At 68.4% G+C, this 17,207-nt stretch carries 13 protein-coding genes and 1 tRNA gene; 13 read left to right on the plus strand and 1 reads right to left on the minus strand.

Annotated elements, in window-relative coordinates:
- The first annotated feature begins 168 nt into the window (after positions 1-168).
- From E3328_RS11620 to E3328_RS11650, 7 genes are all read left to right on the plus strand, one after another.
- Entirely contained in the window at positions 169-3,549 is a 3,381-nt protein-coding gene (locus E3328_RS11620; RefSeq protein WP_135364813.1) for a tubulin-like doman-containing protein, read from the plus strand.
- Between the two features lie 11 nt (positions 3,550-3,560).
- Positions 3,561-5,006, plus strand: a complete 1,446-nt coding sequence (locus E3328_RS11625; RefSeq protein WP_135364814.1) for a hypothetical protein — start codon at positions 3,561-3,563, stop codon at positions 5,004-5,006.
- A 106-nt stretch (positions 5,007-5,112) separates the two neighbouring features.
- Positions 5,113-7,164 carry a DEAD/DEAH box helicase gene (locus tag E3328_RS11630; protein WP_135364815.1) on the plus strand — a complete coding sequence of 684 codons (2,052 nt, stop codon included), beginning with the start codon at positions 5,113-5,115 and terminating at the stop codon, positions 7,162-7,164.
- Positions 7,165-7,272: 108 nt separating this feature from the next.
- Positions 7,273-8,142 (plus strand): PHP domain-containing protein, encoded by an 870-nt coding sequence (locus E3328_RS11635; protein ID WP_135364816.1) that lies wholly within the window; start codon positions 7,273-7,275, stop codon positions 8,140-8,142.
- A 69-nt stretch (positions 8,143-8,211) separates the two neighbouring features.
- Positions 8,212-10,086, plus strand: coding sequence for an SLC13 family permease (locus tag E3328_RS11640; RefSeq protein WP_135364817.1), 1,875 nt, complete (start codon positions 8,212-8,214; stop codon positions 10,084-10,086).
- A gap of 90 nt (positions 10,087-10,176) precedes the next feature.
- Positions 10,177-10,249 (plus strand) — tRNA-Pro (locus E3328_RS11645).
- A gap of 85 nt (positions 10,250-10,334) precedes the next feature.
- Positions 10,335-11,132: a group I intron-associated PD-(D/E)XK endonuclease gene (locus tag E3328_RS11650; protein WP_135364818.1), complete on the plus strand. Its 798-nt coding sequence runs from the start codon at positions 10,335-10,337 to the stop codon at positions 11,130-11,132.
- Positions 11,133-11,175: 43 nt separating this feature from the next.
- On the opposite strand, the gene E3328_RS22540 is transcribed toward E3328_RS11650, so the two are convergent.
- The gene (locus E3328_RS22540; RefSeq protein WP_135364819.1) at positions 11,176-11,301 is read right to left on the minus strand and encodes an Sjogren's syndrome/scleroderma autoantigen 1 family protein; all 126 of its coding nucleotides are present in this window, start codon (positions 11,299-11,301) and stop codon (positions 11,176-11,178) included.
- Between the two features lie 286 nt (positions 11,302-11,587).
- Between E3328_RS22540 and E3328_RS11660 the strand changes: the two genes are divergently transcribed.
- The 6 genes from E3328_RS11660 (at position 11,588) to E3328_RS11685 (ending at position 17,124) form a co-directional block, all read left to right on the plus strand.
- Complete coding sequence (locus E3328_RS11660; protein WP_135364820.1) at positions 11,588-12,133, plus strand: hypothetical protein; 546 nt, start codon at positions 11,588-11,590, stop codon at positions 12,131-12,133.
- 111 nt (positions 12,134-12,244) lie between these two features.
- Entirely contained in the window at positions 12,245-14,860 is a 2,616-nt protein-coding gene (locus E3328_RS11665) for an ATP-binding protein (protein ID WP_135364821.1), read from the plus strand.
- Positions 14,861-14,866: 6 nt separating this feature from the next.
- Positions 14,867-15,151 carry a DUF7854 family protein gene (locus tag E3328_RS11670; RefSeq protein WP_135364822.1) on the plus strand — a complete coding sequence of 95 codons (285 nt, stop codon included), beginning with the start codon at positions 14,867-14,869 and terminating at the stop codon, positions 15,149-15,151.
- A gap of 89 nt (positions 15,152-15,240) precedes the next feature.
- Positions 15,241-15,822, plus strand: coding sequence for a DUF7504 family protein (locus E3328_RS11675; protein ID WP_135364823.1), 582 nt, complete (start codon positions 15,241-15,243; stop codon positions 15,820-15,822).
- A gap of 70 nt (positions 15,823-15,892) precedes the next feature.
- Positions 15,893-16,231 (plus strand): DUF7855 family protein, encoded by a 339-nt coding sequence (locus E3328_RS11680; protein WP_135364824.1) that lies wholly within the window; start codon positions 15,893-15,895, stop codon positions 16,229-16,231.
- Complete coding sequence (locus E3328_RS11685) at positions 16,228-17,124, plus strand: DUF7856 family protein (protein WP_135364825.1); 897 nt, start codon at positions 16,228-16,230, stop codon at positions 17,122-17,124. The genes E3328_RS11680 and E3328_RS11685 overlap by 4 nt, the downstream gene beginning before the upstream one ends.
- The last annotated feature ends 83 nt before the right edge of the window (positions 17,125-17,207 follow it).

Consider the following 17,207-nt stretch of genomic DNA (forward strand, 5'->3'; position numbering starts at 1 on the left):
CGTCCGGAGGGATCGAACGGCGAGACCCGTGCGATCCGGGAACATGAGGTGTCTCCCCGACCGGCGGGCTGTACCGAACGTTCGTCCGGGGAACGGCGCCGCCGTCTGTCCGCAATCGGTGAGTACACCACAATTGATTTATAAGATAATTACAAGTGTTAGTGCCATATGGCGGCACAAGAAGCCGACAGTCGGGTGACGGTCCCGGACACGATCATCGGGATCGGGAACGCCGGGAAACAGGTGGTCTACACGCTCCTCGAACAGGACTGGGTGCTCGAGGACGCGCTGAAGCCGCGAGAGGCCGACAGCAACCCGAGTATCGATCCCGTGGTGATCGATACGGTAACCGGGGCCGAGCAGGACGACGACGTCGAACGTATCAGCTCGATAAACGACGAGATCGAGAAGAAACTCGGCGAGTACGGAAACAACGCGACGACGGAACTCGAATACATCAACCCGATCGAGGAGACCGACCAGCGGTACACGAGCGCGCACGGCCTGACGTTCCCGGGGACGGTGGCCGACATCGCGACCGAGGCCAACCTCAAGGCGTGGTGGTTCGACCAGAACCCGGAGCTGCTCGACGAGAACGAGAACTACAGCGAGGGCGTCATCAGGCGGCGGGCGCTGAGCAAGGCGCTGTACCACGCGAGCCAGGCGGGGACGGGGACGGACCCGCTCTCGAGGGTCGTCAACAAGGCGGGGAACTCGAACAAGGTGTACATCGTCGTCGGCCTCGGCGGCGGAACGGGATCGGGGATGTTCCTCGATCTCGCGAAGCGCATCAACGAGACCCACGGCGCCACGGACGTCGAGCTGTTCGGCGTGCTCCCGGGGCCGCGCGAGGAGAACGACACGCGGGCCAACGCCCACGCGGCGCTCTCGGAGATCGAGTACGTGAGCCTCACCCAGAGCGACCCGTTCCAGAACGTCGTCTTGGTCCCCTACGGGCCGTCGAGCGACGACGACCTGTTCGAGGAGGCGGTGGCCTACGCGATGATCGCTCACCGAAATCTCGAATCGAACCACCGAAACAAGCTCAACAACAACAACGACAACCGCGGCCCGGCGAGTTACGCGCCGTTCACGGTGTGTTCCCCTCGGATCCTCCGGTACAACGCGAAGGGCGTCACCGAGGCCAAGGAGGCCGTCGAGGAGTTCCGCAAGGAGAAACAGGCCGCCCTCGAGACGGAACTGGACCTGTACGACGCCGCCATCGAGGCTATCGTCGAGAACTTCGACACCGCCGGCGAACAGCTCGAGGCCGGTCTCGCTCAGGACGGGCACGCGACACACGACCTCTACAACCTCGACGGCGAGGAGGCGCGCCGGGCGCGGGACCGATTGGACGAGTTCGAGCAGTTGCTCGGAGACCAGGCGTTCGACGACCTCGACTACCAGGCGCACGAGGACCTCCTGTCCGACCTCCGGGACGCGATCGACAACGCCGAGAACGGGCTCACCGACGATATGTCCGCCCGGGAACAGCGCGAGGAAGTCGTCGACACGGCGGCGAGCAGCGTCGACCTGCTCGACCCGGTCGAGGAGCTGTACGCCGGCGAGGAGAAAGACCGGGAGCTCGCGAGAGTGCTCCGCGACGAGCTCCGGGCGATCAAGCGGCGCACGGAGATCCTGAAGGCCCTCCACGTGATCGAGTCCGAGCCGATACGCGAAGGGTTCCGGATCGCGCTCGACGCGGATCAGGGGTTCGCCGCCGCGGGCGACCTCAACAGCGAGTGGCAGAGCGTCGTCGAGGACATCGACCGGCTCGAGGAGGAGATGGCGGACCTGGAGGACCTACGCGAGGCGCTGGACGGTGAGCGCGACGAAGCGATCGAGGGCTGGCGGGCGTCCGTCGAGGACGACCTCTCGTATCTGATCGACGTCGACACGCGTCGCCAGCGCCTCGAAGACCGACTGTCGGACCTGAACGACAGCATCATCGACGCCACGAACACGATCGACAGCGCGCACAACCCCAAACAGGTCCCGGACGACCCGCTCGACTTTTCCGGGTTCGACGCGATCAATCAGGACTTCGAGGCGCTCGGCCTCGAGAACAGAACGGTCGACGAGGACACCATCACCGCGTCCCTGCAGGGGCTCGCGGAGATGAAACGCGTCTGGCTGATGGCCGACGAGGAGGGCGGCTTCCTCGACGCGCTCGGTGACATCTTCGGCCCCGACGCCGAGGAAGAGCTCGAAGACAGGTTCTACGCGGCCCGCCAGAACGTCGACCAGAACCTGTTCCGTGCTCCCTCGGAGTTCGACTCGCTGTCGTTCGACTGCGAGTTCCTCGACGAGGACAACATCAAGAACCGGGCCAGCGCGCTCACCAAGGAACGGCGCCAGCGTGTCGACGACGTCGTCAACGAACTCGACCGGGCAGTCAAACGGCCGAACTTCGACCTCGAAGGACTGGTGGCGGCCGATTCGTCGGTCGTCGAGTCGGTGGAGGTCCCCGGGGTCGGCCGGTCCGAGGACTTCTACGCCGACCAGCTCCGCAAGGAGCTCTCCGACGACCTCTCCGAGGCCCACCCCGCCTCCATCCTCGACGAGCTCTGCCGGGACGGCGGGCGGCCCGACGTGAGCTCGAGCGGGATCGTCTTCCAGGCGTTCGACACCTCGTTCGTCGCGCCCGTCGAAACGGAGATCGAGCGCCGGACGGAACGGCTGGAGACGCTGGAGAGCGAGGAACAGCAGTACCAGCGCGTCCGGGGTCTCATCCGCAACGAGGGGTCGGACTTCACCGAGAACGGGACCGGCCCCGACGACATCGAGATGTCGTTCGACGGCGCTGACGAGGAGTCCTACGCGTACCACCAGATACTCGACCCGGAGGAGAAAGGACGGCTTCTCACGTCGGACGACATCGTCGAAGCGAACCTCTACGAGAGGGAGAACAAAAAGATCAAGACCAACCTGGTCGAGCAGGCCGAGGAGGTCGGGAACCTCGGCGGGTCGCTCCCGCTAAATATCGGACAGATCGAAAACAAAGGTGAGACGGGTGAGGCGTCACCGGACGACGACGGGGTGTACATGAACCATCGGGTCTACCCCGTGTACCTGAGCCGTGCGCTCGACAGAGACGAGAGCGGCGACCCGTACTTCGAGGATGTCCACGAGAGCCTCGTCAAAAACGGCGTCTACGTCGAGGGGAACAGAGAGGGGTACCACCCCAGCAAGGTCGGCAACGCCAATCCGTGGGACTTCGCGATGGTCCCGTTCGTCGGCGGCGTCTTCCTCGACAACCTGGGCCTCGTCTCCCAGCCGGGTAACGGCTACCTGAACACCTACGAGACGGAGCGGTCGGACAAGCGCGACAACATCCGCATCAGGCACACGCACGCGCTCGACGGACTGGACGACTACCACGACTGGAGCGCCAGCGGCCGCGGCGGGTACGTCGTCCGCGACGAGGTCGTGAACATGGGGACGCCGGAACACGACATGTTCGTCACCGAGGACGAGGCGACGGTCATCGACGAACTGATCGCGCGACACCGGTTCACCGAGTTCGACAGCACCGTGGACCTGGAGTGACCAGCGAGGACATGGGAGACACAGCAGAGACGTCGCTCCGGCGACGGTGGGACGGCATCGACGCGGTGTTGCTCGTCGCCTCGGCGCTCCTCGTCGGGGCCGCGAGCGCGGTCCTGGCGCGGATGCTGGTCGACGCCTGGGACAGCGGCGGCATCGTCTACGGTGCGGTCACCGGAACCCTCGGCGCGCTGGGCCTCTCGAAGGCCGCGGCTGTCGCGACGGCCGTCGCGTTCGTCGTCACGCTGTTCCTGTTTTTCCTGCTGGACTCGTCGAAGCAGATGCAGGCGCTGACGCTCGTGCCGCTGTTCCCCGTCTTCTACGTCGCGGTGACGGGGGAGGGCAGGTGGTACGCGATCCAGTGGGGGGCCCAGGTTCCGTTTCTCGCGGTCGGTCTGCTCGTCGGGTCGGCGGTCGCACTCGCTGGACGGAACGTCTCCGGCAACGTCAGGGAGTTCCCCGCGGCGGCGAACGGGCTCCACGCGGTGCTCGCGGGCGTCGCGGCGATCGGGTTTCTCGAGTACCACCTGGCGTCGGGCGCGGCGATCGTCGAGGCACGGTACCTGTGGCGCGACCTCGGAGCGGTCCTGGTCGTGGCCGTCCTCCTCGGCTCGTTCACGCGGTACAGGAACCCGGTCACGATGGTCATCGTCTCGGCTGACGGCGACGGGATCACGGAGGCCAACGTCACCGGCGGGCTGTACCAGACGGTGCGACAGATCTACGGCGACGCCGCCGTGACGACCGAGAGCCACGAGTGGCTGCTGCGGGCGTCTAACGTCAGTTCCTGGGACGACCTGACGGATGTCGTGGACACGGGCGGCCGGAGCGGTCGTGAGGACGGTACCAGGCGCGGGTTCCAGTTCCGCCCGGTCGGCTGGTTCAGTCAGACCGTCGCCGTCGGGGCCCGGGCACTCCCCGCGACCCGGTTCACGGAGTACCACTTCAACGCGATCGACGACGCGGTTACCGCTCGCAACCGAACGAGAAATCGCTTCGTCGACCGGACGAAACGATACCTGCGGCTGGCCGTTCCGAAGGCGACTCCTGACGAAACCGGTACCGGTCGCCGGATACACAACGCGGTCCTCGGTGCGGATGTCGTGGTGTGTGCGGTCCACTACCCGGACATCGCGGCGAACGACAGTGCCGTCGAGACGTTCGCCCGGCTGTACCGGAGCTTCGGTGACGACTCCCGGACACGGCTCCTCTTCGTCGTGACCGGCGGGAGCACGGCCATGGACGAGTACACGGCCGAGGAGGGCGGCCCCCAGGTGCCGCTCTACGACACCGACTTCAGGTCGTTCGTCCGGGACGCCCTCCTGGACGGGTCCGACGCGTGGAGGGGAAGGCAGCCCGACGCCGAGGACATCGTGGTCGTCGACCGCGAAGCGAGCGACGACGCGGAGACCGGGTCACGGCTCAAAGGGTCCGAGCGAGTCCTCGAAACGCTGTTCTGAGCGGTCCGCGGTCGGCCGACGGGGCAGAGGGACGGGCCCCCTCCGGCCGGCGCTCCACTCGCTGCAGTCCGAACGGCTCAAATACCTGCCGGACCGACGGAGGACCGTGTCACAGCAGGTCGGCGAGGTCGGGACGCTGTTCCTCCACGAGTACGGCGACGACGTGCGCGTCGCCGTCGTGCGAGAGGGAGAGCGGCGCCTCCACGCGATACTGGAACTCAAGGAGACCGGCGCCGGGCCGCGACCCGCCCGGCTCCGCGTGAAACAGGGCACCGACGAGGAGCCCCGGCCGCCGGATCTCTTCGTCGAACTCGCCCGCTCGGCCTCCCGCATCCGCATCTCCGAGCAGACTTCCCCGGAGGTTCGCCGCCGGCTGCAGGAACTGCTCGACGCCTACCAGCTGGAGGCGAAGGCCGTCCGCACCTGCCGCTACTGCGCCAGCGAGGGCCACTACTCGCCCATCACCTCGGAGACGGCCATCGAGGCCGACGGGGAGTACATCTGCCCCGACTGCGCGAGGGCGGAACTCGACCGCGAACTCGCCTACAAGGGCGAGATCACCAGCGGCGCCCGCGACCGCCTCTACGACCTTCTCACCGAGGTCCAGGACCTCGACCGCGTGTCCAATCTCCTGAAAGGCGACCTCGACCCCGACCTGACGAAGTTCGACGAGATCTCCGCGACCGTCGACGAGGTCGATCCTGTACCTGTGGACTCGCTGGATCTCCACCCGGGCATTCAGGACCACCTGGAGGGGCGGTTCGACACGCTCCTGCCGGTCCAGAGCCTCGCCGTCGAGAACGGCGTCACGGAGGGCCGCGACCAGCTGGTCGTCAGCGCGACCGCGACCGGGAAGACGCTCATCGGCGAGATGGCCGGCCTCGACCGCGTCCTGAACGGCAAGGGCAAGATGCTCTTCCTCGTCCCGCTGGTCGCGCTCGCCAACCAGAAACACGAGTCCTTCGAGGAGCGCTACGGCGACATGGTCGACGTGTCCCTGCGCGTGGGCGCCAGCCGCATCAACGACGGCGGCGGCCGCTTCGACCCCGGCGCCGACGTGATCGTCGGCACCTACGAGGGCATCGACCACGCGCTGCGGACGGGCAAGGACCTGGGCAACATCGGGACCGTGGTCATCGACGAGGTCCACACCCTCGGCGAGGACGAGCGGGGTCACCGTCTCGACGGCCTGATCTCCCGGCTGAAACACTACTGCGGGGAGCTGTCGGACAACAAGAGCACCGACGGGACCCAGTGGATCTACCTCTCGGCGACCGTCGGCAACCCCGGCGATCTGGCCGAGCAGCTGCGCGCCCAGCTCATCGAGTTCGAGGAGCGGCCCGTCCCCATCGAACGCCACGTCACCTTCGCCGACGGCCGCGAGAAGATGCGGATCGAGAACAAGCTCGTCAGGCGGGCGTTCGACACGAAGTCGTCGAAGGGCTACCGCGGCCAGACGATCATCTTCACCAACTCCCGGCGGCGCTGTCACGAAATATCTCGCAAACTGGAGTACGATTCGGCCCCCTACCACGCCGGGCTGGACCACCGCCGGCGCAAGAAGGTCGAGCGACAGTTCGCCGACCAGGACCTGGCGGCCGTGGTCACGACCGCCGCGCTCGCGGCGGGCGTCGACTTCCCGGCCTCGCAGGTCGTCTTCGACTCGCTGGCGATGGGCATCGAGTGGCTCACCGTCCAGGAGTTCCACCAGATGCTCGGTCGCGCCGGCCGTCCGGATTACCACGACAAGGGGACCGTCTACGTCCTCGTCGAACCCGACGGGTCGTATCACAACAGCCAGGAGATGAGCGAGGACGAGGTGGCGTTCAAGCTCCTGAAGGGGGAGATGGACCCCGTGATCACCCGCTACGACGAGGGCGCGGCCGTCGAGGAGACGCTCGCCAACGTCACCGTCGGCGGGAAACACGCCAAGCGGCTCAACGACCGGATGATCGGCGAGGTGCCGACGAAACACGCGGTTGGCAAGCTGCTGGAGTACGAGTTCATCGACGGGCTGGAACCGACGCCGATGGGCCGCGCCGTGACCTCCCACTTCCTCTCGCCCGACGACGCGTTCCTGCTGCTCGACGGGATCCGGAAGGGCGACGACCCCTACGAGATCGTCGCCACGATGGAACTGCGCGACGACGAGCGGTAGCGAGCGCGGTGGGGCCGTCGACCGAGGCGGTAGGCCGACAGTACTCCGTGGTAGCTCCCGACACGCGGCGCCCACAGACTTATCCTCGTCGACGGCCTGGAACAGGCAATGACTGCCGGAACCGGGCCGGACCCGACCCGCACGATCACCCTGGACGCCCACGTCCACACGGACGCCTCCTACGACTGCTCGGCGGCGCCCGAGCGGGTCGTCGACGCGGCGCTGTCGGCCGGCCTCGACGCCGTCGCCGTCACGGACCACGACACAGTCGCAGGTGTCGGACCCACCGTGGAGGCCGCCGCGGGGACGGATCTCCTCGTCGTGCCGGGCGTCGAGGTCTCGACCGCCGACGGGCACCTCCTCGCACTCGGGGTCGACCGGGCGCCCGCGCCCGACCGGCCGCTCGCCGAAACGGTCGCGGCGGTCCGGGCGGCCGGCGGCGTCGCGGTCGTCCCCCATCCCTTCCAGGTCAGCCGCCACGGCGTCCGCCAGTCCGTCCTCGCCGACTGCGATGTCGACGGGGTCGAGACGCGCAACGCCGTCGCGGTCACCGGGTACGGGAACCGTCGGGCCCGCCGGTTCGCGGCCGCCGAGGGATACCCGACGGTCGGGGGCAGCGACGCCCACCGACCCGGCCTGGTCGGCCGGGCGTTCACCAGCGTCACGCTCCCCGCGGGCGTCGACTGGGCGACGATGACCGTCGCGGACGTGCTGGCGGGGATCCGCGCGGGCACCGCGACCGCGCAGGGGACCGTCACGACGCCCGTCGAGTTCGCGGCGACCTACGCCTGGCACGCCCGCGACACGGCCGCCACGGCCGTCGACTCCGCCCGGTCCGCCGCGGGGACCGGGCGGTCGGCCGCCGGCTCCCACCCCGCGGTCGGCGCCGGCGCGGTGCTCGGCTCGGCCCTCCTGGTGGGGTCGCGAACGGGACGGGCCGGCCGTCTCCCGCGGCGGATCGCCGGGCGAGTACGGTAGCGAGACCGGCCGAGCCCGGGAGCCGAGCGATGAGTGGCCTTTTTCCGGCATCCCTGTGACTGTGCGGACGTGCCACTCGGGATCACCGCGGGCGCGGCGTTCGTCTTCGCCGTCATCCTCGTCGCGCTGGTCCTGTTCGCCACCGAGCCGGTGCCCGTCGACATCACGGCTATCGGCGTCCTCGTCGCGCTGCTGGTCGTCGAGCCGTTGACGGCGGCCGCCGCCGACCTCGGACTGCTCGCCGAAGGTCTGGTCGTCCTCTCGGACCCCGAGGCGGGGCTGTCGGCCACCGACAACGGCCTCTCGGGGTTCGCCAGTTCGGCGACGCTGACCGTGCTGGCGATGTTCGTCCTCTCGGACGGCGTCCAGCGAACCGGCGTCGTCCAGATCCTCGGGTCGAAGATCGCCGGGCTCACCCGCGACAGCGAGTCCCGACAGCTCGGCGCGGTCATCGGCCTCGTCAGCCCCATCTCCGGGTTCATCAACAACACCGCCGCCGTCGCCATCCTCCTGCCGATGGTCACCGACCTCGCCCACGAGGGCGAGACCTCCCCCTCGAAGCTGCTCATCCCGCTCTCCTACGCCTCGATGTTCGGCGGGACGCTGACGCTGATCGGCACCTCGACGAACATCCTCGCCTCCGAGCTGTCGGGGCGGCTCGTCGGCCGGACGTTCACGATGTTCGAGTTCACGCAACTGGGCGCCGTCCTCTCGGTCGTCGGCGCGGCGTACCTCCTGACGGTCGGCCGGCGGCTGACCCCCGAGCGCATCCCGGTCGCCCGCGACCTCACCGAGGAGTTCGAGATGGGCGAGTACCTCACCGAGGTGGTCGTCCGCGAGGACTCGCCGCTGGTCGGCGCGACCGTCCGCGACGCGCTCCGGGACACCGACTTCGACATCGACTTCGTCCAGCTGATACGGAACGGCCGCGCGTTCACCGAGCCGCTCGACCCCAAGACGATCCGGGCCGGCGACGTGTTCGCCGTGCGGACCGACCGCGGGACGCTCGTCGAACTGTCCGACGCCGAGGGGCTGGACCTGCTCCCCGAGGTCGAAGTCGACGAGGACGAACTCGAGACCCCCAACGAGCGCGACAACCTCGTCGAGGTCGTGGTCGCGCCGGGGTCGAACCTCGTCGGCGAGACGCTCCGGACGGCGAACTTCCGCCAGCGCTACGACGCGACGGTGCTGGCCCTGCGGCGCGGCCGGGAGCTGTTCCGCCAGCGCATGGACGACGTGCGGCTCCGCGTCGGCGACACCCTCCTGATCCAGGGGCCCCCCGACAGCATCGAGCGGCTCAACGTCAACCGCGATTTCATCGTCGCACAGACGATCGACCGCCCGGACTACCGCCGCTCGAAGATCCCCGTCGCCGTCGGGATCGTCCTCGGCGTCGTCGGCCTGGCCGCGGTCGACCTCCTCCCCATCGTCGTCGCCGCGCTGGCCGGCGCGCTCCTGATGGTCCTCACGGGCTGTCTCAAACCCACCGAGATCTACGACGCCGTCCAGTGGGACGTGATCTTCCTGCTCGCCGGCGTCATCCCGCTGGGCATCGCCCTGGAGAACACCGGCGGCGCCGATCTGATCGCCGACCTGGTCGTCCAGTCGGCGACCATGCTCCCGCCGCTGGGCGTGCTCGCCGTGATGTACCTCGTCACCGCGCTGCTCACGAACGTCATCAGCAACAACGCCAGCGTCGTCCTCATGATCCCCGTCGCCGTCGAGGCCGCCCGCCAGCTCGGCGTGAACACCTTCTCGTTCATCCTCGCCGTCACCTTCGCCGCCTCGACGGCCTTTATGACTCCCGTCGGCTACCAGACCAACCTCTTCGTCTACGGCCCCGGCGGCTACCGCTTCTCCGACTACCTCAGAGTTGGCACGCCCCTGCAACTGATCTTCGCCGCCGCCACGACTCTCGGGATCTACGCGTTCTGGGGGCTGTGAGGGTGCTTTCGGGGGAACCGGCGAGGATTCGGGGTTGGAACGGGTGCGCAGCGAAACGCTTTACCCTGCGTCCCACGGAGTAGACGACGCGGGATCGTGGGGTAGCTTGGTAACCTTCAGCGTTTGGGACGCTGTACCCCCAGTTCAAATCTGGGCGATCCCACTTCTTGCTCTATTCGCGATAGTCGAGCGCTCTGAACCCTCGCGGGCACGTATCGATAAATAGTATCACGCGGGACCCGTACGCGATGGAGTCACACGAGCGGGGGGACGCGACCGAGGCAGCCGTGATCGCGGAACTGAAGCGTCGGCGCATCTCGGTTTCGATACCGTTTGGGGACAACGAGCGGTACGATATCGTCGTCGCGACGCCGGCCGACCGACTGCTACGGGTGCAGATCAAAACGGGGTGGATCCGGGACGGGAAGATCGAGTTTCACGGAAAGTCCCAGCACACGAACTCGACCGGGAACACCTACATGGACTACGAGGGGGACGTGGACTACTTCATCGTCTACGTGCCCGACCTCGATTCGATGTACCTGATCGGCGAGGCGGAGTTCGGGACGGGAATGCAACTCCGCATCGACGACCCCGAGCAGTCACACGAGACGATCAACTGGGCCGAGGAGTATCGGTTCGAGGAGCGGTGGCCGCCCCGGCCCGATGGAGCGACAACGGCGAACGACCGTCCCACCGTCGAGCGGGCCAGCGAGTGCCTCCGTCAGCGCGAGTTCGACTTCGCGAGAGCGGTGACTATCTCGGAGTACGATCTCCTCGTGGACGCAGCAGATACGGTCGTTCGGCTCGGCGTCGAAACGGGATGGGTCGAGGACGGCCGAATTCGGTTCCACCCTAATTCGAGCACGGACAGGGACAGTATCGACTGGTTTCTCGTGTACTGTGCGGAGACCGCCCAGGCATATCTCGTAGATCCCGACGAGTTCGACACGTCGATCTCGCTCAGAGTCGACGATCCCGACACCGAGATGCCGTCGATCAACTGGGCGGAGGAGTACGAATTCGGGAACCGCTGGCCCTACTGAACGCTAAATCTGAATCAACGGAGACGAGTCATATCGCTCGCTCTCAGACCCTCTCGTTGCGCGAGTAGCCGCAGTTGACGCAGTAGTACTTGCCTGGACCGTCCTGAACGAGTTCCGCCGAACAGTCCGGACACGTCTCTTCGCCCGTCGATCGCCCTTGACCCGACATCGTTCCACTGTCTGTTATTATCACACAAAAACACGTCGGGGCGGTATCACGGCGTGAAACGACCGGCGACCGCACCGACCGAATGATCAATACCCCCGATATCGAGGGGGTCCACTGACGGTGCGACCCGCCCAAGGTTCGAGTGGCCGAGGGGCACTCGGCCACGGGGCGGACAGCGAGGGCGACCGTACCCCTGATATCTCCCTCTCTTCGGGGTCCGCAGTCGGTCCGGGCTCCTAACTGGTTTGGCCGTGTGCATTTTAACCGCGAGGGAGTCCGTAGTGGTATGAACTCCGCACGCGGCGACCGGCCGGTCACCGGAATGGAGGTGGCCGGGGAGTGGGTCCGGGCGGTCGCCGCCGGCGTCGAGCAGTTCTCGACCGACGCGCGGGAGTCGGCGCTGGTCGTGCTCGAAGACGCGGGACTCGCCGCGGCCGACCCCGGGGAGTGGTACCCGCTCGCGGGCTACGTCGACGCCGTGGGGGCGATCCACGACAGCGTCGGCGACCAGGCGGTCCACGCGCTCGGCCAGCGCATCGCCCGGGCGGTCTCGTTCCCCGACGACGCCGAGGGCGTGCCGGCCGCGCTCGCCGCCCTCGACGGAGTGTGCCGGGCCGGCCACCGCGGCGGTGACCCGGGCGGGTACGCCTTCCGGCAGATCGGCGCCGCCGACGGCCGCGTCGAGTGTCGGACGCCCTACCCCTGCGCGTTCGACCGGGGCGTCGTCGAGGGCGCCGCCGTCGCTCACGCCGACGGGTTCGTGTGCGTCTGCGAGGTCGGCGCCTGCCGGAGCGAGGGCGCCGACCGCTGTACCTACGACGTGAGCTGGTGACCGCCGGACGGGCCGCCGGGCGGTCCCGCCGCGGTTCGCCGCCCGCGGCGTTCACTTCCGCCCCGGTTTGCGAACCTTCTTACCCGAGGGAGGGCTAACCTGGCCCAGTCAATGGCGCGCGCCGAGAACACCGAGCTGATAGACTCCTTCGAGGAGCTCTATCGGGACTACTACCGCAACGAGATCGGCGAGCTCGCCCAGAAGTACCCGACCGAGCAGAAGTCGCTGTATCTCGACTGGAAGGACATCCACCGGTTCGACCCGGACCTGGCCGACGACGTGCGCTCCCACCCGGAGGAACTCCGGGAGTACGCCGAGGAGGCCCTGCGGCTGTACGACCTGCCGGTCGACGTGAAGCTCGGGCAGGCCCACGTCCGCGTCCACAACCTCCCCGACACCACCGACATCCGCGAGATCCGCGCCGACCACCGCGGCCAGCTCATCTCCGTCCGCGGCATCGTCCGCAAGGCCACCGACGTCAAGCCCAAGATCACCCAGGCCGCCTTCGAGTGCCAGCGCTGCGGGACGCTGACGCGCATCCCCCAGGAGTCCGGCGACTTCCAGGAGCCCCACGAGTGCCAGGGCTGCGAGCGGCAGGGCCCGTTCCGCATCAACTTCGACCAGTCGGAGTTCATCGACGCCCAGAAAATTCGGGTACAGGAGTCCCCCGAGGGGCTGCGCGGCGGCGAGACGCCCCAGAGCATCGACGTGAACATCGAGGACGACATCACCGGCGAGGTGACCGCCGGCGACCACGTCCGCGTCTCCGGCGTCCTCAAGCTCGACCAGCAGGGCAGCGAGCAGGACCAGTCGCCCATGTTCGACGTGTACATGGACGGCTTCGCCGTCGAGATCGAGGACGAGCAGTTCGAGGACATGGACATCACCGAGGAGGACAAACAGGAGATCATCGAGCTCTCCGGCCGCGAGAACATCTACGACGAGATGGTCGGCGCCATCGCCCCCTCCATCTACGGCTACGAGCGCGAGAAGCTCTCGATGATCCTCCAGCTGTTCTCGGGCGTGACCAAGCACCTCCCCGACGAGTCCCGGATCCGTGGCGACCTCCATATGCTCCTGATCGGTGACCCGGGTACGGGGAAGTGCGTCGCAGGCGATACCCGCGTGACGCTCGCCGACGGGTCGGAGATGCCCATACGAGAACTCGTCGAAGAGAACCTCGACGATCCGAAACTCGTCGACGACGGCGTCTGGGACACCGTCGACTTCGAAGTCCCATCACTGCAGGACGATGGGAATCTCGCCCCACAGCGGGCGACCAAGGTCTGGAAACGCGAGGCGCCGGAGCGGATGTATCGCGTCCGCACGTCGACCGGCCGCGAACTCGATGTGACGCCGTCGCACCCGCTGTTCGTTCAGTCCGGCGGTCGGTTCGAAGCGGTGAGAGCCGAGAATCTCGAAGCCGGCCAGCAGGTCGCCGTTCGTCCATCAGTTCAGCCCGAAACTGCTGATTCCCCAGCAGCGGCAGACGGTGGCCATACGGTCGCAGTACCCGACCGTGTCGAGTCGCTCGAACCAGTCGAACCGGACGACGAGTGGGTCTACGACCTCGAAATCGAGGGGACACACAACTACGTATCGAACGGCGTCCTCTCGCACAATTCCCAGATGCTATCATACATCAAAAACATCGCGCCGCGTTCGGTCTACACCTCGGGGAAGGGCAGCAGTTCGGCCGGTTTGACCGCTGCAGCTGTTCGCGACGACTTCGGAGACGGCCAGCAGTGGACGCTGGAGGCGGGCGCGCTGGTCCTCGCGGACCAGGGTATCGCTGCGGTCGACGAGCTGGACAAGATGGCCGCGGACGACCGCTCGGCGATGCACCAGGCGCTCGAACAGCAGGAGATCAGCGTCTCGAAGGCGGGCATCAACGCGACGCTCAAGTCCCGCTGTTCGCTGCTCGGTGCGGCCAACCCCAAGTACGGCCGCTTCGACCAGTACGAGCCGATCAGCGAGCAGATCGACCTGGAGCCGGCGCTGATCTCGCGGTTCGACCTGATCTTCACGGTCACCGACCAGCCCAACGAGGAGAAAGACCGGAACCTGGCGGACCACATCCTGCGGACGAACTTCGCGGGGGAGCTGCACACCCACCGCGTGGAGTCGAACTCGTCGAACTTCAGCGACGAGGAGGTCGAGTCGGTCACCGACGAGGTGGCGCCGACGATCGAGCCCGAGCTCCTGCGCAAGTACATCGCCTACGCGAAGCGCAACTGCTACCCGACGATGACCGAGGAAGCCCGCGAGGAGATCGAGGACTTCTACGTCGACCTGCGGACCCAGGGAACCGACGAGGACGCGGCGGTCCCCGTGACGGCGCGGAAACTGGAGGCGACGGTGCGGCTGGCCGAGGCGTCCGCGCGGGTCCGGCTGTCGGACAAGGTCACCCAGGACGACGCCGCGCGGGTCATCGACATCGTTCGCTCGTGCATGGAGGACGTGGGCGTCGACCCCGAGACGGGCGAACTCGACGCCGACATGATCGAGGCGGGCACGTCCAAGAGCCAGCGCGACCGCATCAAGAACATCAAGGGGCTCATCGAGGACCTGGAGGACGAGTACGACGAGGGCGCGCCGGTCGACGTGGTCGTCGACCGCGCCGAGGAGGTGGGGATGGACCAGTCGAAGGCCGAACACGAGATCGAACAGCTCAAACAGAAGGGCGAGGTCTACGAGCCGCGCACCGACTACCTCCGCACCACGTGACCGGTCATGGACCGCATCTCAGCGCTGCGCAACGTCGAGGACGCGCTGGCAGCCTTCGAGGACGGCGAGGTGGACCTGGCGGGGCTGGAGCGGGAGGTCCGCGGGACGCTGCGGACGTACGCGACGGAGTTCGAGGGGGAGCTGTCGGCCTACCGGGCGGTCAGCGAGGCGGACGCGAGCGTCGACGGGACGGTCGTGCTGGCGGGGTCGAGACAGGGGGCCCGCGAGCGGGTGCGCGAGCTCGTCGACGGGCCCGGTTCGTTCGCCGTCGAGCGATTCGACGGGGAGTGACGGCCGGGGATCGGCGGGAGCGCCCCGCAGGTGCCGGAACGGAAGGACTTTGGGCGGGCCGCGGTTACGTCGGGTAGACCGACACTGGGATGACCGACCTGCACTCAGAACTGGCCGACGCCAGGACCGTGCTGCTGTCCGCGCCGTCGATGACCGGCGGCGAGGCCGAGGCCTGTACCGACCTGCTGATCCCGTCGAACCCGGCGGACGCGACCGCGCTGTGGGTGACCTTCCGCGGGGACGCGACCGACTGCGTCGACCAGTGGGTCGGCGAGACGGGGGAGCGACCCGCCGACGCGACGGTCGTCGTCGTGGGCGAGTCGCCCGGGAGCCGGCCCGACGGGGTCGCCGTCGAGCACGTCTCCTCGCCGAGCGACCTGACCGGGCTGGGGATCACCATCGGCGAACTGCTCTCGGAGTGGGAGACGCCGCCGGCCGTCTGCTTCGACTCGCTGACGGCGATGCTCCAGTACGTCGACGTGGAGACGGCCTACGAGTTCCTCCACGCCATCACCGGCCAGCTGTACGCCGCCGACGCGCGGGCGCACTTCCACATCGACCCGACCGCACACGACCGCACGACCGTCGACAGCATCGCATCCCTGTTCGACGCCGTCGTCGAGTTCGGCGCCGACGGCCCCGAGATCCGCAAGCGACACCTCCTCCAGTAGCGCGCTCCTGACACGCGTTCGTTCTGTCTGTCCGATAACTTTATGTCGGGAGGCGGTACGATCGACGCTCGTGTTGCTGGTGGTGACCTACTCGCGGGCGGCGCGGCGGACGCTCCGGAACATCTGCCGGACCCACGAGGGGGCCGTCGTCCGGCGGTTCGGCCGGGTTGCACTGCTGGCGGAGACGGAGTTCGCGGCGTTCCAGGCGCTGCGGCTCCGGGAGAAACACGGGGGCGACGTGCAGATCGAGCGGACGCGACCGTTCAACGAGTACGAGGCCGTCGACGAGTCGGTGCGGGCAGCCGCCGCGGCCTACGAGGACCGCGACCGGCCGGCGCTGCCCTACGCGACGTTCGCCGAGGGGAGCGACTACCCCGACCCCGAGCGGATGCGCGACGCCGAGCTATGAGCGAGTACGGGGGGATCACGGTGCGGCCGGACGGCGACCCCGCGAGCGGCCGGGCCGTCGACCTGCGCGACCGGGGACTCGATCCGGACCGTGTCGCCGCCGCGGTCCGCGAGGGGTCTCAGTCGCGGGACGAGCGGAGCGGGGACAGCGGCGACGCGGGGAGCGATACGGACTGCGGGGTGACCGTCGACTGCCCGCGGCCGCGGGCGGTCCACGAGCACGTGGGCTGCGTGCGGCCGTCGGTGTGCGTTCGGGTCCGGACCGCGCTGGCCGCCGCGGCGCGCTCGCGGGGCGGGGAGGCGCCACAGGACGCGGAACTGGCCGAGGTGCGCGCGGAACTGGCCGAGTTGACCGTGCCGGAGCCGCCGGATCTGGACGGGCCGCGGGAACGACTGGCGGGCACGGACGACGCGGTCGACCGGATCCGCGAGCGAGTGGCGGCGCTGCGCGGCCGCGTCCAGGCCGGCCGCGAGGCGGGCCGGGACGTGAGCGACCTGGAGGCCGAACTCGCCGAGGCGACTCGCGAACTCAGCGAGCGGGAGACCGAGCGGGCCGCCGCGCGGGAGGCCGTCGAGCGGGCCGAGCGACTCGCCCGGGAGAGCCGCGACGCCCGCGAGCGACGGCGGCGGCTCGAAGACCGGCGGGCCAACCTCCGGCGGCGCGCCCGCGCGCACCTGGTCGAGCGGATCCGCGACGAGTACGAAGCGGCCCTCGCGACCGTCCCGGGCGGCCCCGGGGCGGTCGACGACCCGTTCGCGGTCGATGGGGTCACCGCGGCGCTGGCGGTGGGGCGGGTCGCCGACTTCCGCGCGCCGGTGGTCGTGGCCTGCGACCGGTTCGAACGCCCCGACGCGGCCGCCGAGTGGCTCGACGCGCCCGTGATCCGGGTCTGAGCGGCGACGGCAGCGACGGTCGGGGCGTGCCGGCGGTCCCGCCGGTCGGGCGGGCGTCCGTGAGTTTATACCGGAACGGGCGA

The sequence above is a fragment of the Halosimplex halophilum genome (assembly GCF_004698125.1).
Taxonomy (GTDB): Archaea; Halobacteriota; Halobacteria; order Halobacteriales; family Haloarculaceae; genus Halosimplex; species Halosimplex halophilum.